Below are 19,577 nucleotides of genomic sequence, written 5' to 3'. Positions count from 1 at the left end.
GGGCCGGCCTCTGTTGTGTTCGGGTCCTGCTGCTGTCACCCCAGGGGTGATCAGGCGAAGCAGTTCTCGATGGTGCCGCCCGGGATGGCCAGGCAGTTGGTCGGACGGTTCGCCGTGATCGCCGACTTGTCGTCCACGTTCACCTCGCCGAAGAAGGTGAAGACACCGCCCGGAGCGAAGGTGGAGAAGTTGTGGGCGACAGTCGTCTTCGACAGGGTGACCTCGCCGAAGATGTTGAAGATGCCGCCGCCGACCCCGATCGGGCCGATGGCCCGGTTGCCGACGACCTCGCTGTCGCGCAGCGTGGTGACGCTGTCGGCGTTGAAGAGCCCGCCGCCGAAGAAGCCGGCGGTGTTGTCCTTGATGCTGCTCTTCTCGAACGTGACCGCGCTGTCGAAGGCGATGGCCACACCGCCACCGACACCCGCGGTGCTGTTCTTCTCGACACTGACGTGGTGCAGGTTCAGCTGGCTGTCCGCCGCGGCCAGACCACCGCCGGCGAGGACCGCGGTGTTCGAGGCGAACTTCGTCTCGTACGCCGTGGTGTTGCCGCCGATGTCGAGGAGGCCACCGCCGAAGCCGAGCGTCTCGTTGTCGGTGATCTCCGTCTTCTTCAGCTCGACAGTTCCGCCGTCGACGTCATCGGTGAAGATGGGCGCCGCGCCGTTGGAGATGCCGCCGCCGCCGATCACGGCGGTGTTGTCGGTGACCTTCGACTCCTCGACCTTGAGCACGCCGGCGTTGAAGACACCACCACCGAAGAAGAAGGCGGTGTTGCGGGCCACGGTGCTGTGCCAGATCTTCGTGGTGCCGAAGTTGGCCACGCCACCGCCGTTGCCGCCGGACTGGTTGAGGACGACCTCGGACTCCAGGATCTCGGCGGTGCCGCCCGGCTGGACCAGGATGCCAGCGCCGTCGTTCGCGTCCGGCTCCTGCACGAGCGGCGTGACGACGCCGCCCTGGGCCTTCGGCGCGGCCTTGGGTGCGGCCTTCGGAGCCGCCTTCAGACCCGCCTTCGGGTTCGCCTGCCGGGCGCTGAGCGCCTGGTTCAGCGGAACGCCGGCCTTCACCTGCGCGGCGATCGCCTCGGAGTCCGAGTAGGACGCCCAGACGGCCGCCGGCTCCACCGCGTCGAACAGTTCGAGGGTCTGGCCACCCTTGACGGTCACGCCCTTGATGGTGAGGTGACCACCGCTGCCGACGTTGAGGATCCGGAAGTAGTCCGCAGTGGCTTCCCGGGAGATCGTCGTGTGCTCACCCTTGAGGGTGATGTCCTCGGTGATCACCGGAAGGCCGTTGCCCTGGAAGTCGTTGCGGGTCAGGTTGTAGGTGCAGCCCTTGGCCAGCTCCAGCACACCGCCGTGCTTGTTGTTGGCGAACACGATCGCCTGGATCAGCTTGTCGGTGTCGCAGGGCACCTCCTTCCCGCGCTCGTGGTCCTTGTCCCGGTCCTTGTCCTTGTCCCGGTCCTTGTCCTTGTCCCAGTCGCGGCCCTCGTCGCCGCGCTGGTCGCCGTCCTTGCTCACCTGCGCGGTGTTCCAGTTCAGGCCGACCGCACCGGCGCTGCTCGCGACGCCCACCGCCGCGAGACTGACCACGCCCGTCAAACCGGCCACGCCGCTGGCGAGCCAGAGCTTGCGGCGACGCTTGGCCGCCGCCCGCCCGGAGGCTTCGTTGTTCGTTAGGTAGTTGGACATCGGAGCTCTCTGCCCTCTCCTCGTACCAGACAGGGTCGCCGCCCTCAGGCGGGCGTCCCCTGCTACAAATCGGTTGTAGCTCCCAAAACCAACTTATGAGAATGTTCCTCGCCTCGCGGGCTTATCCGAAACAACCCCACATTAGGTTCGTAGCGGGCCCGGAGGGGTCTGGAAGCCCCGGTTCGGGACGGGCCCCCCAAGCCGGTCGCAGGGCCGGTGAGCAGCCCAAATGGGTACGCCCCTCCGCACCGGAGACCCGGCTCGGAGGGGCGCGCCCTCTATGTGGATCAGCCACCCGTTCCGGTCAGAAGCAACCGGGAACGTTCAGGCAGTTGGTGGGGCGGTTGGCCGACACCGCGGACTCGTCGTCCAGTCGTACGAAGCTGCCGAGGCCGTTGGAGATCCCGCCCGGCGGCAGGGTCGCGACGTTGTGCGACACAGTCGTCCGGCGCAGGGTGACCTCGCCGCCGTCCGTGTTGTAGATGCCGCCGCCGCTGCCGAACGGCCCGATGGCCCGGTTGCCCACCACCTCGCTGTCGCGCAGCGTGGTGACGCTGTCCTCGTTGTAGAGGCCGGCGCCGAAGAACCCGGCGGTGTTGTCCTTGATGGTGGTGTCCTCGATCGTCGCGGTGCTGTCGAAGGCGACCGCCACGCCGCCACCCACACCGGCGGTGCTGTTCCTCGCCACAGTGGCCTGCTCGAGGGTGAGCTGGCTGTCGGCCACGGCCACCCCGCCGCCGGCGAGGACCGCCGTGTTGCCGCTGACCGTCGTCTCGTGCAGCGTCGTGGTGCCCCCGACGTCCAGGACGCCGCCGCCGAAGCCGAGCGTCTCGTTGTCGGTGACCTCGCTCTTGTAGACCCACACCGAGCCGCCGTCGACGTCCTCGGTGAAGATCCCGGCCGCGCCGTTGGCGATACCGCCACCGCCGATGATTGCCGTGTTGTCCTTGATCTTCGACTCGTCGACCTGGAGCACCCCGGCGTTGAAGATGCCGCCGCCGTGGAAGAAGGCCGTGTTGTGCGCCACCGTGGTCCTGCTGAGACGGGTGCTGCCGAAGTTGGCCAACCCGCCACCGTTGCCGCCGGACTGGTTGTAGAGCACCTCGCTGTCCAGGATCTCCGCGCGGCCACCGGGCTGCACCAGCACCCCGGCGCCGTCGTTGGTCCCCGGCTCCTGCACCAGCGGCACCGCCGCGGGCCCGGCCGTCGCCGGCTTCGCCACCGTCGCCGTGGGCCTTGCCGCCGTGGCGGCTGCCGCCTTCGCCGCCGCCTTGGCCGCCGGCTTCGCGGCGGGCTTGGCTGCCGCGGTGGTCGGCTTGGCCGCCGCCACCGGCGCGACCGGCTTGGCTACTGCGGCCGGCTTGGCTGCCGTCGCCGGCTTGGCCGTCGTGGTCCGGACCGACGTCGAGTACGGCGCCCATACCGTCGCCGGGTCCGCGGTCATCGCCCGCTGGATGGTCTGACCGCCCCTGATGCTCAGACCCTTGAGAACGAGGTCCCCGCCCGGGCCGACGTTGAGGATGCGGAAGTAGTCGGCGGTGGCCTCACGACCGATTGTCGTGTGCTCCCCCTTGAGGGTGATCGGTTGGGTGATCACCGGAAGGCCGTTGCCGTCCTGGTTGCGGGTCAGGATGTACGTGCAGCCCTTGGCGAGTTCCAGCACGCCGCCGCTGGCGTTGTTGGCGTACGTGATCGCCTGGATCAGCTTGTCGCTGTCGCAGGGGACCCGCGTACCCCGGTCCTTCTCGGCACGCTTGTCGGCCCGATCGTCGTAGCCGCTCCAGTCGTCGCCGCTCCACTCGTCGTCCCGGTCGCCGGCCTCCTTGCCGCCATCGGCGGTGTCACCGGCGTCGCTGACGTTCTGCCGGTTGGTCGAGGGCTGGGCGTCGGACACCCGGTCGGAGCTGGGCTTGTCGTCGCGTGCGGCAAGGCCGCCGAGGGCCGCGAGGCCGACAACGCCGGTCAACCCGGCCACGCCGGCGACCCAGAGCGCCCGGCTTCGTCGTGTCGGCGGAGCTGACGAGGCCCCGCCGTCGGTACTCGATACGTCGTAGGACATCAGAGCCTTCCGCCCTTCCTGTTACCAGACGGGATCGCACCGCCCGAGGCGCCACGACCAGCTACAAACGGGTTGTAGCCTCCGATCCCCACCGTATGAGAACCATCTTCGCGATGTGGACTTATCCGAGATAACTCCGCATATGGTGCAGGCGGCGGCAGGAGCCGGTGAACCGGCCGGCGTGGCGGTAAGGGTGTGAGCAGCGCAAACGCCGACGGAAGGTGCCACGTCCCCCACTGAGGATCACGCGTCGGGGGCTGGACCGCCCGCCGCCGAGGCGGGCCACGGCGGACGAGGTCGGGCCGCAGAGACAGGCCCGGGCCGCGACGGTGAGACGTCGCGGCCCGGGCGTGAGGTTGCCGGTGGTGCTTGTGTCGCGGTCAGCCGGGCAGGCGGGGACCGGCCTCGCGCTGCTCGGCCAGCCAGGTCTCCACCTCGTCCGAGGTACGCGGCAGCCCGGCCGAGAGGTTCACCGCACCCGTCGCGGTGACCAGCACGTCGTCCTCGATGCGCACACCGACGCCGCGCAGCTCCTCGGGGACCAGCTCGTCCTCCGGCTGGAAGTACAGACCCGGCTCCACGGTGAGCACGTAGCCCTCGCCCAGGGCGCCGTCGCGGTACGTCTCCTTGCGGGCGTTCGAGCAGTCGTGCACGTCGATGCCGAGCATGTGACCGAAGCCGTGCAGCGTCCACCGCCGGTAGACGGTCGACTTCTCGTCCATCGCCTCGTCCACGCTCACCGGGAGCAGACCCAGGTCGGACAGGCCCTCGGCGAGGACCCGCATGCAGGTCAGGTGGACGTCCTTGAACTTCACACCGGGCCGGATGGCCTCCATGCCGGCCTGCTGCGAGGCGTACACGATGTCGTAGACCTGGCGTTGCAGGGCGGTGAACCGGCCACTGACCGGCAGCACGCGTGTCACGTCGGCGGTGTAGAGGTTGCGGCCCTCGACGCCCATGTCCATGAGCAGCAGGTCACCCGGACGGGTGGCGCCGTGGTTGTGCACCCAGTGCAGGATCGTGGCGTGCTCGCCGGCGCCGACGATCGAGCCGTACCCGACGTCGTTGCCGTCGTGCCGGGCGCGCAGCGCGAAGACCCCCTCCAGCAGCCGCTCGGAGACCGCCCGGTCGGCGGGCAGGACGCGGGCCACGTCCTCGAAGCCGCGTACGGTGGCGTCGATCGCGTCCTGGAGCTGGCCGATCTCCCACTCGTCCTTGACCAGCTTCATCTCCGAGATGGCGATCGCCAGCTCCCGGTCACGGGCCGGCTGCCCCTCGGCGCGGACCCCGTCGTACGGGCGGACGGAGGCGTCCACGCGGGCGTCGAAACCGCGCAGCACCCGGGTACGCCCCGGCGCCAGGTCGGCCAGCGCCGCCTCCAGGCCGGTCAGGTCGGCGGTGGGCAGCCCCAGCTCGGTGGACTTCTCGCTGAGCGTGTGCCGCCGGCCCACCCACAGCTCGCCGTGGCGGCTGCGGAAGAACTCGTCGGTCTCCCGCGAGGAGCGGGGCCGCATGTACAGAGTCGCGTCGTGCCCCGAGCCGGTCGGGCGCAGCACCAGCACGCTGTCCGGGTCGTGGTCGCCGGTCAGGTAGGCGAAGTCGCTGCCCGGCCGGAACGGGTGGTCGGTGTCGTTGGCCCGGACCTTCTCGGTGCCGGTCGGGATGACGAGCGTCTCGCCGGGGAAGGCCGCCGAGAGCGCGGCCCGCCGCTTGGCGTAGTTGGGCACCTCGGCCCGAGGCGCCACCGGCAGCGCCGTGTCGCGCCAGCCCTGCCGCATGAAGGACAGGAACGCCTCCGGGAAGTCCGGATCGTGCGATTCCGTACCGTCCGCCGGCGTACCGTCGGTGCGTCCCTCGGTCATTGCGCCGCTCCCTTTCGCTTCGTTGCTGGTCCCGACGGTACCGCGCGCCCGGTTCGCGGTGGTGCCGCCCAGGGAGCGCTCCGGATGCACGGACGGCTGCGACGGGCCAGTGGCGCGCGTGGGAAGATGACCACCATGTGCGGACTCCTGGCCTTCTTCAGCGCGAACGGTAACGCCGCCGCGCACCGCGACCACATCGCCGGAGCGTTGGAATGCCTGCACCACCGCGGCCCCGACGAGACAGGGGTCGAGGTGGTCGGCGACGCCTCCGGCCGGTACGCGGACGGAGTGTTCGCCCACAAGCGGCTCGCCATCATCGACGTGGCGTCGAGCCACGAGCCGCTGCCCTACGCGAACGGCCGTTACCTGCTGACCTTCAACGGTGAGATCTACAACTACATCGAGTTGCGTGACGAACTGGTCCGCGACTTCGGCGCGCAGTTCGCCACCGCCGGTGACGGCGAGGTGATCGTCGCCGGCTACCACTACTGGGGAGAGCAGGTGCTCACCCGGCTGCGGGGCATGTTCGCGTTCGTCATCTGGGACCGGCAGGAGCGGCGCGCGTTCGGCGGCCGCGACTACTTCGGCATCAAGCCGCTGCACTACCTGGAGACCGCCGACGGGCTCTACCTGGCGTCGGAGAAGAAGGCGCTGCTGCCGTTCGCGCACAGCAACTACCAGGGCGACGCGGGTGTCGACGCGGCCAACCTCAGCCACTACCTGACCCTTCAGTACGTGCCGGAGCCCGGCACGCTGCACAAGGGCATCAGCCGGATCGGCTCGGGGGAGTACCTGACCTGGACGCCGGGCGGGCGGATCGACGTACGCCGGTGGTACCGGCCGGTGTTCCGGCCGGCGCCGGTCGACGACGAGCAGAAGCTCTACCACGAGATCCGTGAGACGCTGCGCGAGAGCGTGCGCATGCACATGCGCTCCGACGTGCCGGTGGGCTCGTTCCTGTCCAGCGGCATCGACTCCACGGCGGTGGTCGCGCTGGCCCGCGAGTTCAACCCGAACATCCTCACCTTCACCGTCGGCTACGACGTACCCGGGTATTCGGAGATCGACGTCGCGCAGGACTCGGCCCGGCACCTGGACGTCACCACCATCCCCACCAAGATCGGTCCGCAGGACATGATCGACGCCCTGCCGAAGATCGTCTGGCACCTGGACGACCCGGTGGCCGACCCGGCGCTGGTCCCGCTGTACTTCGTTGCGAAGAAGGCAGCCGAGCACGTCACTGTGGTGCTGTCCGGTGAGGGCGCGGACGAGTTCTTCGGCGGCTACACGATCTACCGGGAGCCGCTGTCCCTCGGCACCGTGAACGGCCTGCCGGGCGGCGTGCAGAAGGGCCTGCGGGCGGTCTCCAGGGCGATCCCGCAGGGGGTCAAGGGCAAGAGCTTCCTGGAGCGCGGCACCACGCCGATCGAGGAGCGCTACTACGGCAACGCCCGGATGTTCACCGAGGAGGAGAAGCAGCACCTGCTGCGTCGCTACGACCCCTCGGTGCGCTACACCGACGTCACCGCCCCGATCTACGCCGAGTGCACCGAACTGGACGACGTCACCAAGATGCAGTACGTCGACCTCTACACGTGGCTGCGCGGCGACATCCTGGTCAAGGCCGACCGGATCTCGATGTCGCACTCGCTGGAGGTGCGGGTGCCGTTCCTCGACCGCGAGGTGTTCGACGTGGCGGCGAAGATCCCGGTGGACCTGAAGCTGCCGCCGCGCTCGGACGCCACCAAGTACGCGATGCGTCAGGCGTTGCAGGGTGTCGTCCCGCCGGCCATCGTGAACCGCAAGAAGTTGGGCTTCCCGACCCCGACCCGGGTCTGGCTGCGCGGGGAGATGTACGAGTGGGCCCGGCACGTGCTGAGCACCTCGGGGGCCGGTGACCTGCTCGACCTGTCGTACGCGCTGCGGCTGCTCGACGAGCACAAGCGGGAGGAGGCCGACCACTCCCGCAAGGTGTGGACGGTGCTGATCTTCTGCATCTGGCACGCCATCTTCGTGGCCAAGACCCTCGACCCGGGCATCCAGCGCAACCAGTCCGCCCTGCTCACGAAGCCTGTCGTCGGGAGCATGGTCCGCTGATCCTGTCGATCGGGAGGTCTGCGTCAGCGCCAGGCGGTGACGCAGACCTCCCGATCAACTCAGGAGTGTCAGCGACGGGCGCAGGTGACCGTCGGGAGTCCGTTCGTTCCTGACGTGCTCGCCAGGAAGCCGAACGTCGTGGTGCCTTCCGGTGCGACGGTGCCGTTGTAGGCGACGTTCGTGGCCGTCACCGAGGAACCGGACGACGTCTGCGTCGCACCCCAGATCTGACTGATCGACTGCCCGTTGGGCCAGGTCCAGCTCGCGGTCCAGCCGTTGAACGGCGTACTGCCGTGGTTCATGATCGTGACCTCGCCCTGGAAGCCGCCCTGCCAGGCGCTGCTCACCTTGTAGACCGCCATGCAGTCACCGCCCGCGGGCGGCGGGGTGGTGGTGGGCGGCGGGTCGGTCGGCCCGGGTGTCGGGGTGGTAGGCGTCGGGGTCGGGGTGGTAGGCGTCGGGGTCGGCGACGTCGTGCCGCCCTTCACGCCGGTCACCTGACCGTTGCCACCGTCGAACACCACGTCGGAGCAGCCGAAGAAGTTCTCCTGCGAGTCCGAGCGGACCCAGCGGGAGTAGATGATGTGCTGGCCGCTCTTGCCCGACGGCAGGTTGCCGCTGAAGTAGTAGTGCCCCTCGTTGGTGCCGACCGAGCCGCGCTGCGGCGGGTTGGTCACCGTGAGGAACGGCTGCTCCTCCAGGTCACTCCAGGCCAGCGCCCGGGTCGGGCTCCAGCTGTTCTTCGTCACGTAGAAGTAGAACGTGCCCGGGTGGTGCGCCCAGTTGCTGTACCGGAAGTCCAGCCGCGCACCGGAGGTCAGGTGGGTCAGCGGCCAGTCGGTGCGGGCCAGGTTGAACCCGCTGTAGCCGGAGTTGCCGCCACTGCACAGCTGGCCGTCCGGGATGAAGCCGGTGGTGCGACCGCCGGCGTCGGAGCGCAGCACGCTGAACCAGTTGTAGAGCGAGTTCGCGCCGCTCTGCGCCACGGCGGCCGAACACGCGGGGTTGGTGGGCCGGATCTCGCCGGTCTGACTCAGGCCGTCCTGCCAGCACAGGTAGGTGCGGCTGCCCGGGGTCATCGCGGCGCCGTGCGCGGCAGCCGGCTGCGGGCTCGACGCCAGGGCGACGGCGCCCAGAGCGACGGTAAGGGCCGCGGTGAGCAGTGCGGCCGTACGGGAACGGTTCACGGGATCTCCTGACTCGCGAGGCGTGCCGCCCGAGACGCCCCGCCCAATCGGGTGGGATGTGGCGATCACGGCGACGTGCCAGGCCGGAAGCGGCCAATGGACGCGCGCCATCAGCGGTCCTGTCACGGACCGGCGCCCTCGCGTCGAACAACCCGGCAACCGGCGGCGCGGCAGCCCTCGCACCGCCCGGTACGCGTCATCCCACCATGCCGCCAGACCGGCACGCAATAGCCGATCCTCGATGTGTCGGACGACCCGCAGCGCCACTGTCTGCGGCATATCCTGCCAAAAAGGAAGAATGACGCGGGGAGGTGCGGGTGCCGGACGTGTTCGACGAGATGCACCGCCGCTGCCACGCTGGCGAACCGGTCGCCCTGGCCACAGTCGTGGCCACCTGGCGCTCCGCGCCACAACCACCGGGCGCCGCCATGCTTGTCGCCGCCGACGGCACCGTCACCGGCAGCGTCTCCGGCGGCTGCGTCGAGGCCGACCTGTACGAACGCGCCCGCCTGGTCCTCGACACCGGCGCACCCGAACTCACCCGCTACGGCGTCAGCGACGACGACGCGTACGCCGTGGGGCTGACCTGCGGCGGCGCGCTCGACGTGTTCGTGGAGCGGATCGGCCCCGGCCGTCGTACGGAGCTGGAGGCGGTCGCCGCCGCCCGCCGCGCCGGACAGCCGGCGGCGGTGATCACCTGCGTGGCGGCCGACGCCGGCGAGGGAGCGGCAGCGGCCGATCCGGCCGGACGGCTCGGCCGGCGACTGGTGCTCACCGCCGACGAGGTCACCGGGTCGCTCGGCGACGACCGGCTCGACGACGCCGCCACCACCGACGCCCGCGGGCTGCTCGCCGCCGGCCACAGTGGCCTGCTGCGGTACGGCTACCACGGTCAACGCCGGGGCCTCGGCCTCAGCCTCTTCGTGACCGCCTACACCACACCACCTCGGATGATCGTCTTCGGGGCGATCGACTTCGCCGCCGCAGTGGCCCGGATCGGCGCTTTCCTGAACTACCGGGTCACCGTCTGCGACGCCCGGCCGGTCTTCGCCACCGCACGACGATTCCCCGAGGCCCACGAGGTCGTGGCGCAGTGGCCGCACCGCTACCTGCGTACCGAGCTGGACGCCGGGCGGGTCGACGGACGCACAGTGGTCTGCGTGCTCACCCACGACCCGAGGTTCGACGTGCCGCTGCTGGAGCTGGCGTTGCGCCACCGACTCGCGTACGTCGGGGCCATGGGGTCGCGGCGCACCCACGACGAGCGGCACAAGCTGCTGCGCGAGGCGGGACTCAGCACCGCCCAGCTCGCCCGGCTCGCCTCCCCGATCGGGCTGGACCTCGGTGGTCGTACCCCCGAGGAGACCGCGGTGAGCGTGGCCGCGCAGATCGTCGCGGCCCGGTGGGGCGGATCCGGCCGGCCGCTGGCGGCGCTCGCCGGGCCGATCCACGAGCCGGCGTAGCGCGGCGTTGCGTCGCCTTCCCCGCCCGCCGGGCCGCCGGCTGTGCCAGCCTGGTGCGGCGGGCGGTGGCGGCCCGCGACGGACGAAAGGGGGCGGCATGGGGTACGCGGTGGTGCTCGGCGAGGCGCTCGTCGACCTGCTCGACAGCGAGTGCGACGGCGAACGGGTGTACCGGCAGGCCATCGGTGGCGGCCCGCTGAACGTCGCCGTCGGGGTGGCCCGACTCGGCGGCGCGGCACAGTTCGTCGGCTCGCTCGGCGACGACGTGCTGGCCGGCCGGATCCGCGCGTTCCTGGCCGCCGCCGACGTCGGGCTGGCCGGCGCGGTGACCGCGCCGGCGTCCACCTCGCTGGCCGTTGTCACCCTCGCCGGCCCGGAACCCGACTTCCGCTTCTACGGCGAGCCGCCCTCCTACAGCCTGCTCGGCCCCGACGACCTGGACCTGGCGCTGACGGAGGGCGCCGACGTGCTCTACTGCGGCTCGGTGGTGCTGCTGCGACCCTCCACCCTGGCCGCCGCCCGCCGCGCCTGGTCACTCGCCACCGGGCTGCGGGTCTTCGACCCGAACGTACGGCCCCGGCTGCTGGACGGGCCGGCCGCGCTGGCCGGGCTGCGCGAGGTGGTGGCCGAATTCGCCGCCGGAGCGCACGTGGTGAAGTTGAGCGGCGCCGACGCGCAACTGCTCTACCCGGGCGAGCCGGCCGAGGGGGTGGCCGCGTACCTGCGTGAGCTGGGCGCCGCCACGGTGGTGGTGACACTCGGCGCGGCCGGCGCGGTGCTCGCCGCCGCCGACGCCGACCCGGTCCTCGTGCCCGCGCCCAAGGTCGACGCGATCGACGCCACGGGCGCGGGGGACTCGGTGATGGCCGCGTTGATCGCCGACCTGCTCGTCGACGGCGAACCGACCGACCCGCAGGGCTGGATCGCGCGTGTCGCGTTCGCGCTGCGGGTGGCCGGCCTGGTCTGCGAATCCCCGGGCGGCGCCACCGCCATGCCCACCCGCGCCGACGTCGACCGCCGCTTCGGGACCTAGGCGGTGCCGTCCAGTTCCAGGTAGCCGCGTTTGGCGGCGAGCAGGGCGGCGCGGGCGCCGAAGGGGGCCTCGGCGGCCACCCGCTCGGGCGGCGCGCTGCCGGTGTGCGCGGCCCGGATCAGCCAGGCCAACCGCACCAGGTCGGCGTGCTGGGCGCGGACGAACTCGACGTCCACCGGGTCGCCGTGCCCGGGCACGACCACCGTGCCCGCCGTGGTCAACCGCAGCAGGTCGGCGACGGCGTCCGGCCAGCGCAGGGGGTACGAGTCCTCGAAGGCGGGCGGCCCGCTCTGCTCCACCAGGTCACCGGCGACGAGCACATCCGCGTCGGGCACGTGCACCACCAGGTCGGCGTCGGTGTGCCCGCGACCCGGATGGCGCAGCAGCACCGGCCGGCCACCCAGATCGATCTCCGTCTCGGTCTGCACGGTGTGCGTCGGGGCGAGCAGCGGTGTGGCGGCCAACTCGGCGGCGAGCGCCGGATGATCGTGACGCAACTCCTCGTACGCCTCCCGGCGCAGCCGCTCCGGCTGCTCGCGCAGGGCCGCGGCGGCGAGGGCGTGCGCGTACACCGGTCGGGGTGGATCGCCGGCCAGGACGGCGTTGCCGAAGCAGTGGTCGTAGTGGTGGTGGGTGTTCACCACGGTCAGCGGACGGTCGGTGACCTCCCGGACGGCGTCGCGCAGCTCGACGGCCTGGGCGGCGGAGGACAGCGTGTCCACCAGCAGCGCCTCGTCGGCCCCGACGACAAGCGTGACGTTGACCCGCAGCAGCGGTTCGCTGCGCACGTACACCCGGTCGGCGACCTCGACGAACCCGGCGGTCACGAGGACCGCCCGGCGCGCTCGACGAAGCGTTGCCGGTCCACCAGGATCCGGTCCACCCGGCCCCGGGCCACCGTCTGGTCGCCGTCGCTGACGGTGACCTCGAACGACAGCCGGCGGCCGTCGACGGTCGCCAGCAGCGCCTGCGCCCGGACCGTCCGTCCGACCACCGTCGGCGCCAGGTGTTCCAGCTCGACGCGGGTGCCGACAGTCGTCGACCCGGAGGGCATGCCGATCGCCGTCGCCGCGACAGTGGCCGCCTCGACAAGCGCCAGCACCCGGGGAGTGCCGAGCACCGGTACGTCCCCGGAACCGACCGCCTGGGCGGTGTCCGCGTCACTGACGGTCAACTCGACCTGGGCGGTCAGACCCGGCTCGAAGGCCGGCTCGGGCTGCTCCTGCATGGTCGCCAGCCTAGGTGCTCGTCCGGGCCGCCGAGCACGCGCCCGGTGATCCGGGTGCACCCGCCCGGAACGACCGACGGGTGGTCCCCGTCGGTCGATGCCGTATCCGTCGTTAACCTTGACCGCGATGGCCGTCGTGACTGACCCCCAGCCCCCCGCCCGGACCGACCCGCCCGCGTCGCCCGACGGGGGCCGTCGGCGCGTCATCGCCATGACGATCTGGGCGGTCGCCTTCGTCGCCGCGTGGCTGGCGATCGGGCTGCCCACCGACCCCGCGTACGCCTTCGTCTGGATCTGGGCGGCGACGATCGCCTGGAACAGCGACCGGCCGTGGCGCAGCCACCTGCGCTTCGCCCGGGACTGGGTGCCCGTGGTGCTGCTGTTCGTCGTCTACAACCTCTCGCGCGGGTTCGCCGACAACGGCGCCACCCCGCACGCGATGGAGCTGATCGTCGCCGACCGGTTCATGTTCGGCTGGGCCACCGGCGGGGAGGTGCCCACCGTCTGGTTGCAGGAGCACCTCTACCGCCCGCAGGTGCACTGGTGGGACGTCGCCGCGAGCTGGGTGTACTTCTCGCACTTCGTGGTGGCGCTGGCCGCCGCCGCCGTGCTCTGGCTGCGGGACCGGCACCGCTGGGCCGCGTACATGCGGCGCTGGGGTTTCCTCTGCGCCGCCGGCCTGGTGACCTACTTCCTCTACCCGGCCGCCCCGCCGTGGTGGGCGGCGCAGAACGGCCTGCTCACCGAGGTCGCACGGATCTCCACGCGGGGCTGGAAGGCGTTCGGCATGCACGGTGCCGGCAACGTCCTCAACGCCGGTCAGATCGCCTCGAACCCGGTCGCCGCGATGCCGTCGCTGCACACCGCGTGGGCGCTGTTCGTGGTGCTGTTCTTCCTGACCACCACCCGTCGCCGCTGGTGGCCGCTGCTGCTCGCGTACCCGCTGGCGATGACCTTCACCCTGGTCTACTCGGGCGAACACTACGTGATCGACGTGCTGGTCGGTTGGGCGTACGTGGGGATGACCTTCCTGGTGGTCGGCCTGGCCGAGCGGGCCTGGAGGGCCCGCCAGACCCGCCGCTCACCCCAACCCCCACCCCCGGATCCCGTCGATCATGAAGTTGTCGCCAGCGGGGAAGGCGTGTCGCGGCGATAACCTCCTGATCAGGGGAGGCGCAGGCGGGCGGCGTGCGCGCGGGCGGTCAGCTCGGCCGCCAGGGCCCACGCCTCGGCCACGTCCCGGTCCTCGGCGGCGGCACCCGCCCCGCCGGCGGTGTCCGCGTGGACGGTGGCCAGCCTCAACCGGCGCTGCACCGGCCCCTGCACCACCCGCACGCTCTGGATCCGGGCGTAAGGCACGATCACCAACTGCCGGGTGAGCAGCCCCGAGCGGGTCGCGAACACCCGGTCGAACAGACCCGCGCCGAGCGCTCCCCGGCCCAGTGGGTGCACCCAGCGGGTGCGGGGCGGCGGTGGGGTCAGCGCGAGCCCCTCGAGGCGTACGCCAGGCAGCACCTCGGCGACGATCGTGGCCGCCGTCGGCAGGTCACCCACCGGCAGCAGCCGGTCCGGCCGGTTGCGGTCGTCGGCCTCCGCGAGCGAGTACCCGGCCACCTCCAGCCGCAGCCGCAGCCAGCCGTTCACCCGCCAGAGCAGCGGCCAGGTGGCCCGCACGGTCTGCACCCGCTCCAGCGGCACGGTCTGCGCCCGGGTCTCCAGCAGGCCGTTGTGGACGCGCAGCGTGGCGCCGTCGCGACCCAGCCGGAAGTTCCAGTCGTCGAGGACCCGGCGGATCGGTTGCAGCAGCACACCCGCCATCGCGGTCACCGTGCTGGCCACCGCGACGAACGACCACGAACCGGCGGTGAGGAACTGCACGACGACGAAGGCCACGCCGAACGGGAGCAGGAACGCCTGCGGCGTGAGCAGTTGACTGACCAGCAGGTCCCGGTTGCGTACCGCGTGCAGGGGCCGACCCGGCACGACGGCCGGGGCCGGTCCGTCCGTGGTCGAGGGAGCGGCGTCCGGCGGGGACGGCTGGGCCACCCGGCCGGCCAACGCCAGCAGCCGCTCGCGCAGCCGGGCCGCGTCGGCCACCCCGAGGTACGCCAGCGGCGCCTCCGTCTTGCCCCCACCGACCACCTCCAGCCGCAGCTCGGCCAGGCCGGTGAGCTGGGCGAGCAGCGGCCGGACCACCTCCACGGCCTGCAGACGCTCCAACGGGATCGCCCGCGTACGCCGCCAGAGCAGCCCCTCGTGCACCCGCAGTTCGCGGCCCACCACGTGGTAGCCCGTGTTGTACCAGCTGATCACCGACAGCACTGTCGCGCCGAGCGCCAGCACCGCCACCATGGCGGCGAACCACCCGAAGCCGACCCGGGACAGCGTCGACCAGGACAGCCCGGCGATCACCACGACCAGCGACTTGGCGCCGTGCAGCACCGGGCTCAGGGGGTGCAGGCGCTGCCGTGGCTCGGCGTCGACACCCGGTGGCGGCGTCGGCCAGGTGTGGGGGACGGTGTGCTGCGGCGGAGCGCCGACGGGCGGCTCGGCCGGGTGGTCGCTCATCGGGGCGGCCTCCGACGCTTGCCGGCTCGGGGCGTCACAGCCCCTCCGCCCGGTCCTCGCCGAGGGCGGTGAGCCGGTCGCGCAGCCGGGACGCCTCCGCCGGGCGTAGCCCGGGCACCCGCGCGTCGCTCGCCGCGGCCGCCGTGTGCAACTGCACGGTGGCCAGGTCGAAGGCGCGCTCCAACGGCCCGGCGCTGACGTCGACGAACTGCATCCGCGAGTACGGGACGATGGAGAGCCGCCGGACCAGCAGCCCGTGCCGGACGAGCAGGTCGTCCTCCCGTTCGGCGTACCCCCAGGCCCGGACGGCGCGGACGATCGCCACGGCACGCCACAGGCCGAGCACCGCGACGACGGCGAGGGCGAGCCCGAACAGCCAGTGGCCGCTCAACGCCCAGCCGACCGCCGTGACCGCCAGCCCGATGGCCACCACGATCGCCAGTCGGATCAGCTCCACCCAGATCAGGTCCGTGGAGATCGACTGCCACTGGACCGTGTCCGGCCAGGGCTCCAGCGGCCCGCGCCCCACCGGCCCGGACGGCAGGAGGCCGGGCGCCGGCAGGTCGGGCGCGCGCTGATCGGTGGTGGGAGCCGGCCGGTGCCCGGGCGGCGGAAGCGCGCCCGGTGGCAAGGGGGCGGGCGACGAGACGTCGGGCGCGGTGGGGTCCGGGCCGAGCGTGCCGGGCGCCGGGAAGGCGCCGGGCGGCGGCTCGACGGCGGGTGGGGCGCCCGGAGCGGGCGGCCGGGACGGAAAGGTGGGGCCGGGGGAAGCCGGTGGGTCGCCGCTCACATGTCGAGGGTAGGCGATCCGGGCACCGCGGTGACGGCACGCAGGAAGCCCCGGGCGTCCAGGAAGTCGCCGAGAGTGCCGCGATGGTCGGCGCAGGCGAGCCACGTCTTGCGGCGGTCGGCGTCGTGCAGGCGCGGATTGTTCCACTCCAGGGCCCAGACGGCGGCGGCGCGGCACCCTCGTGCCGAGCAGACCAGGGGCTCATCGGCCGGAGAGGGGATGCTCATCGCGGCCAGTCTAGGGCGACGCGACGGAGAGCTTGAGCGCCGGGCGGCCACGGGGGGAGCCGCCCGGCGACGGGGTGAATCGTACACGCGGCAGGCGGGTCCGTGTCCACCCGTCACGGGCGATTCGGCCGTCGAGGACGGCGCGGCGAAAATCGGCTTCTCCCCACCTCGACACTCAGGAAGGCGTGCGAGTCTTGATACCGCACCAGCCGCGACGACCAACGAACGCTGTGGAGGACCGGTGGCCCAGCCGACCACGCCCGACGCTCCGACGCCGAACGGGGCGTCGGCCCCGGAGAAACCCACTCCGGTGACGACTCCCGCGCAGGACGCCAGCCTGCTGGAGAAGGCGCTGTTCGAGATCAAACGGGTGATCGTCGGGCAGGACCGGATGGTGGAGCGGATGTTCGTCGCGCTGCTCGCCCGCGGTCACTGCCTGCTCGAAGGGGTGCCCGGGGTGGCCAAGACCCTGGCCGTGGAGACCCTCGCCAAGGTCGTCGGCGGGTCGTTCGCCCGGGTGCAGTTCACCCCGGACCTGGTGCCCGCCGACATCATGGGCACCCGGATCTACCGGCAGTCGAGCGAGAAGTTCGACGTGGAGCTGGGCCCGGTCTTCGTCAACTTCCTGCTCGCCGACGAGATCAACCGGGCGCCGGCCAAGGTGCAGTCGGCGCTGCTCGAGGTGATGAGCGAGCGGCAGGTGTCCATCGGTGGGGAGAGTCACCGGGTGCCCGACCCGTTCCTGGTGATGGCCACCCAGAACCCGATCGAGCAGGAGGGCGTCTACCCGCTGCCGGAGGCGCAGCGGGACCGGTTCCTCATGAAGATCGTGGTGGGCTACCCGACGGACGCCGAGGAGCGCGAGATCGTCTATCGGATGGGCGTGGCCGCGCCCGAGCCGACGGCGGTGTTCGACACCCCCGAACTGATCGCGCTGCAACGCAAGGCCGACCAGGTGTTCGTGCACAACGCGCTTGTCGACTACGCGGTACGCTTGGTGCTGGCCACCCGTGCCCCCGCCGAACACGGCATGCCGGACGTCGCCCAGCTGATCCAGTACGGGGCCAGCCCCCGCGCCTCGCTCGGGCTGGTCCGGGCCACCCGCGCGTTGGCGCTGCTGCGTGGCCGCGACTACGCCCTGCCGCAGGACGTGCAGGACATCGCCCCGGACATCCTGCGGCACCGGTTGGTGCTCAGCTACGACGCGCTCGCCGACGACGTGCCGGCCGACCACATCGTGCACCGGGTGATGTCCACCATCCCGCTGCCGGCGGTCGCTCCCCGCCAGCAGGCCACCCCGTCGACGGCTCCGCCGCCGGGCGCCGGCTGGCCCGGGCAGCGCCCGTGACCTCACCCACCCCTCGCCCCGCCCCTCTCGCCGACCGCAGTGAGGCGGTGCTGTCCCGGCTCCAGTTGCTCGTCACCCGCAAGCTCGACGGCCTCCTGCAGGGCGACTACGCGGGCCTGCTCCCCGGTCCGGGCAGCGAGGCGGGGGAGTCGCGCGAGTACCGGCCCGGCGACGACGTACGGCGGATGGACTGGCCGGTCACCGCACGGACCACGACGCCGCACGTGCGGCGTACGGTCGCCGACCGGGAACTGGAGACCTGGCTGGCACTTGACCTGTCGGCAAGCCTCGACTTCGGCACCGGGCAGTGGCTCAAGCGCGAGGTGGTGGTGGCCGCCGCGGCCGCCATCACCCACCTGACCGTGCGGGGCGGCAACCGCATCGGCGCGGTGATCGGCACCGGCGGCGGCGCGTCGGCCCCGGCCCGACGCTGGCGGGGCGGACCACCGCCGCCCGGGCCGGGAGTGCTCACGCGCCTGCCCGCGCGCTCCGGCCGCAAGGAGGCCCAGGGCCTGCTGCGTGCTGTCGCCGGCACCGCCATCCAACCCGGCCGGGGCGACCTGGGCGCCCTGATCGAGATGCTCAACCGCCCGCCCCGCCGTCGCGGCGTGGCCGTGGTGGTCTCGGACTTCCTCGCCCCGGCCGAGCAGTGGTCCCGGCCGATGCGCAAGCTGCGCGTACGACACGACGTGCTGGCGATCGAGGTGGTCGACCCGCGCGAGTTGGAGCTGCCCGACGTGGGGGTGCTGCCGGTGGTCGACCCGGAGAGTGGTGAGCTGCACGAGGTGCAGACCGCCGACCCGCGGCTGCGGCAGCGCTACGCCGAGGCTGCCGCCGCCCAGCGGGCCGCGATCGCCGCCGCGCTGCGCGGTGCCGGCGCGGCCCACCTGCGTCTGCGTACCGATCGAGACTGGCTGCTGGACATGGTGCGTTTCGTCGCCGCGCAGCGGCACGCGCGTACCCGGGGGACGACACGATGATCCGTTTTCTGCAACCGTGGTGGCTGCTGGCCGTGCTGCCGGTGCTCGCCCTCGCCGCGTTCTACGTCTGGCGGCAGCTGCACCGCCGGGCGTACGCGATGCGGTTCACCAACGTGGACCTGCTGCGTACGGTGGCGCCCAAGGGGCTGGGCTGGCGTCGGCACGTACCGGCGACCGCGTTCCTGCTCTGCCTGCTGGTGCTGGCCACCGCGCTGGCCCGGCCCGCCGTGGACACGAAGGAGCCGCTGGAGCGGGCGACGGTCATGCTCGCCATCGACGTGTCGCTGTCGATGCAGGCCGACGACGTGGCGCCGAACCGGCTGGAGGCGGCGCAGGAGGCGGCCAAGCAGTTCGTCGCCGAGCTGCCGGAGAGCTACAACCTGGGCCTCGTGTCGTTCGCCAAGGCCGCGAACGTGCTGGTGCCGCCGGGCAAGGACCGGGACGCGGTGACCGCCGCCATCGACGGTCTGGTGCTGGCCGAGGCGACCGCGACCGGCGAGGCGGTCTTCACCTGCCTGGAGGCGATCCGGTCGGTGCCGGCCGACGGCGCGGCCGGCATCCCGCCGGCCCGGATCGTGCTGCTCTCGGACGGGTTCCGCACGTCCGGCCGGTCGGTGGAGGAGGCCGCGGCCGCCGCCCAGGCGGCGAACGTGCCGGTCTCCACAATCGCGTTCGGCACGGACACCGGTCAGGTCGACATCGGTGGGCAGCTCCAGCGGGTGCCGGTGGACCGGCTGGCCCTGGCCGAGCTGGCCGAGACCACCGAGGGCTACTTCTACGAGGCGGCCTCGGTGAGCGAGCTGAAGCAGGTCTACCAGGACATGGGCAGCTCGATCGGCTTCCGGACCGAGCCGCGTGAGGTGACCCAGTGGTACGCCGGGGTGGCGCTGCTGCTGGCACTGTGCGCGGGCGCGCTCAGCCTGCTCTGGTCGTCCCGGATGCTCTGAGGCGCCAGGCCGGCGGTGGTCAGTGACCGCCGCCGGCCAGCACGAAGACGACGGCCACCCAGACGGCGGCGAGGGTGAAGCCCAGCGGGGC

General features: G+C 72.1%; 16 protein-coding genes. 7 read left to right on the top strand and 9 right to left on the bottom strand.

What is annotated here, in order from left to right:
- Positions 1–50: 50 nt before the first annotated feature.
- The 3 genes from ACZ6N8_RS28215 to ACZ6N8_RS28205 form a co-directional block, all read right to left on the bottom strand.
- Positions 51–1,697 (bottom strand): hypothetical protein, encoded by a 1,647-nt coding sequence (locus ACZ6N8_RS28215; RefSeq protein WP_466013720.1) that lies wholly within the window; start codon positions 1,695–1,697, stop codon positions 51–53.
- 304 nt (positions 1,698–2,001) lie between these two features.
- A complete protein-coding gene (locus tag ACZ6N8_RS28210) occupies positions 2,002–3,756 on the bottom strand; it encodes a right-handed parallel beta-helix repeat-containing protein (protein WP_466013718.1) in 1,755 nt (584 codons plus the stop codon).
- Positions 3,757–4,136: 380 nt separating this feature from the next.
- A complete protein-coding gene (locus ACZ6N8_RS28205) occupies positions 4,137–5,618 on the bottom strand; it encodes an aminopeptidase P family protein (RefSeq protein ID WP_466013716.1) in 1,482 nt (493 codons plus the stop codon).
- 135 nt (positions 5,619–5,753) lie between these two features.
- Here ACZ6N8_RS28205 and asnB point away from each other — a divergent pair, with 135 nt between their 5' ends.
- Positions 5,754–7,715: an asparagine synthase (glutamine-hydrolyzing) gene (gene asnB / locus ACZ6N8_RS28200; protein WP_354827771.1), complete on the top strand. Its 1,962-nt coding sequence runs from the start codon at positions 5,754–5,756 to the stop codon at positions 7,713–7,715.
- Between the two features lie 68 nt (positions 7,716–7,783).
- Here asnB and ACZ6N8_RS28195 read toward each other — a convergent pair whose 3' ends face one another.
- Positions 7,784–8,902, bottom strand: a complete 1,119-nt coding sequence (locus tag ACZ6N8_RS28195; RefSeq protein WP_466013713.1) for a lytic polysaccharide monooxygenase — start codon at positions 8,900–8,902, stop codon at positions 7,784–7,786.
- Positions 8,903–9,219: 317 nt separating this feature from the next.
- Here ACZ6N8_RS28195 and ACZ6N8_RS28190 point away from each other — a divergent pair, with 317 nt between their 5' ends.
- Both ACZ6N8_RS28190 and ACZ6N8_RS28185 read left to right on the top strand, forming a co-directional pair.
- Complete coding sequence (locus tag ACZ6N8_RS28190; protein WP_466013711.1) at positions 9,220–10,365, top strand: XdhC family protein; 1,146 nt, start codon at positions 9,220–9,222, stop codon at positions 10,363–10,365.
- A 97-nt stretch (positions 10,366–10,462) separates the two neighbouring features.
- A complete protein-coding gene (locus tag ACZ6N8_RS28185) occupies positions 10,463–11,398 on the top strand; it encodes a PfkB family carbohydrate kinase (RefSeq protein ID WP_466013709.1) in 936 nt (311 codons plus the stop codon).
- Here the strand turns inward: ACZ6N8_RS28185 and ACZ6N8_RS28180 are convergent.
- Both ACZ6N8_RS28180 and ACZ6N8_RS28175 read right to left on the bottom strand, forming a co-directional pair.
- Positions 11,395–12,225, bottom strand: coding sequence for an MBL fold metallo-hydrolase (locus ACZ6N8_RS28180; protein ID WP_466013708.1), 831 nt, complete (start codon positions 12,223–12,225; stop codon positions 11,395–11,397). The two genes, ACZ6N8_RS28185 and ACZ6N8_RS28180, sit on opposite strands and share 4 nt — an antisense overlap.
- Positions 12,222–12,626, bottom strand: a complete 405-nt coding sequence (locus ACZ6N8_RS28175; protein WP_466013706.1) for a thioesterase family protein — start codon at positions 12,624–12,626, stop codon at positions 12,222–12,224. The genes ACZ6N8_RS28180 and ACZ6N8_RS28175 overlap by 4 nt, the downstream gene beginning before the upstream one ends.
- Before the next feature lie 127 nt (positions 12,627–12,753).
- On the opposite strand from ACZ6N8_RS28175, the gene ACZ6N8_RS28170 reads away from it, so the two are divergent.
- Positions 12,754–13,782: a phosphatase PAP2 family protein gene (locus tag ACZ6N8_RS28170; protein WP_466013704.1), complete on the top strand. Its 1,029-nt coding sequence runs from the start codon at positions 12,754–12,756 to the stop codon at positions 13,780–13,782.
- 8 nt (positions 13,783–13,790) lie between these two features.
- Here ACZ6N8_RS28170 and ACZ6N8_RS28165 read toward each other — a convergent pair whose 3' ends face one another.
- The 3 genes from ACZ6N8_RS28165 to ACZ6N8_RS28155 form a co-directional block, all read right to left on the bottom strand.
- Positions 13,791–15,194 carry a PH domain-containing protein gene (locus ACZ6N8_RS28165; RefSeq protein WP_466013702.1) on the bottom strand — a complete coding sequence of 468 codons (1,404 nt, stop codon included), beginning with the start codon at positions 15,192–15,194 and terminating at the stop codon, positions 13,791–13,793.
- Positions 15,195–15,228: 34 nt separating this feature from the next.
- Positions 15,229–15,825, bottom strand: coding sequence for a PH domain-containing protein (locus tag ACZ6N8_RS28160; RefSeq protein ID WP_466013743.1), 597 nt, complete (start codon positions 15,823–15,825; stop codon positions 15,229–15,231).
- Positions 15,826–15,980: 155 nt separating this feature from the next.
- Complete coding sequence (locus tag ACZ6N8_RS28155; protein WP_357989361.1) at positions 15,981–16,211, bottom strand: hypothetical protein; 231 nt, start codon at positions 16,209–16,211, stop codon at positions 15,981–15,983.
- 241 nt (positions 16,212–16,452) lie between these two features.
- Here ACZ6N8_RS28155 and ACZ6N8_RS28150 point away from each other — a divergent pair, with 241 nt between their 5' ends.
- From ACZ6N8_RS28150 to ACZ6N8_RS28140, 3 genes are read left to right on the top strand one after another with little or no spacing between them, the layout of a single operon-like run.
- Entirely contained in the window at positions 16,453–17,559 is a 1,107-nt protein-coding gene (locus ACZ6N8_RS28150; protein WP_466013700.1) for an AAA family ATPase, read from the top strand.
- The gene (locus ACZ6N8_RS28145; protein WP_364366015.1) at positions 17,538–18,539 is read left to right on the top strand and encodes a DUF58 domain-containing protein; all 1,002 of its coding nucleotides are present in this window, start codon (positions 17,538–17,540) and stop codon (positions 18,537–18,539) included. The genes ACZ6N8_RS28150 and ACZ6N8_RS28145 overlap by 22 nt, the downstream gene beginning before the upstream one ends.
- Entirely contained in the window at positions 18,536–19,486 is a 951-nt protein-coding gene (locus ACZ6N8_RS28140; protein WP_387122064.1) for a VWA domain-containing protein, read from the top strand. Before ACZ6N8_RS28145 ends, ACZ6N8_RS28140 begins: the two co-directional genes overlap by 4 nt.
- The last annotated feature ends 91 nt before the right edge of the window (positions 19,487–19,577 follow it).

It is taken from the genome of Micromonospora sp. NPDC047521 (assembly GCF_055587305.1).
Note: the sequence above shows the minus strand (reverse complement) of the source record. Positions and strands in the feature narration are given on the sequence as shown.

Coding starts and splice junctions, on each gene's coding strand:
- ACZ6N8_RS28155 (WP_357989361.1), bottom strand. CDS start 16,211: ATGAGCATCCCCTCTCCGGCCGATGAGCCCCTGGTCTGCTCGGCACGA.
- ACZ6N8_RS28185 (WP_466013709.1), top strand. CDS start 10,463: ATGGGGTACGCGGTGGTGCTCGGCGAGGCGCTCGTCGACCTGCTCGAC.
- ACZ6N8_RS28205 (WP_466013716.1), bottom strand. CDS start 5,618: ATGACCGAGGGACGCACCGACGGTACGCCGGCGGACGGTACGGAATCG.
- ACZ6N8_RS28140 (WP_387122064.1), top strand. CDS start 18,536: ATGATCCGTTTTCTGCAACCGTGGTGGCTGCTGGCCGTGCTGCCGGTG.
- asnB (WP_354827771.1), top strand. CDS start 5,754: ATGTGCGGACTCCTGGCCTTCTTCAGCGCGAACGGTAACGCCGCCGCG.
- ACZ6N8_RS28170 (WP_466013704.1), top strand. CDS start 12,754: ATGGCCGTCGTGACTGACCCCCAGCCCCCCGCCCGGACCGACCCGCCC.
- ACZ6N8_RS28215 (WP_466013720.1), bottom strand. CDS start 1,697: ATGTCCAACTACCTAACGAACAACGAAGCCTCCGGGCGGGCGGCGGCC.
- ACZ6N8_RS28210 (WP_466013718.1), bottom strand. CDS start 3,756: ATGTCCTACGACGTATCGAGTACCGACGGCGGGGCCTCGTCAGCTCCG.
- ACZ6N8_RS28175 (WP_466013706.1), bottom strand. CDS start 12,626: ATGCAGGAGCAGCCCGAGCCGGCCTTCGAGCCGGGTCTGACCGCCCAG.
- ACZ6N8_RS28165 (WP_466013702.1), bottom strand. CDS start 15,194: ATGAGCGACCACCCGGCCGAGCCGCCCGTCGGCGCTCCGCCGCAGCAC.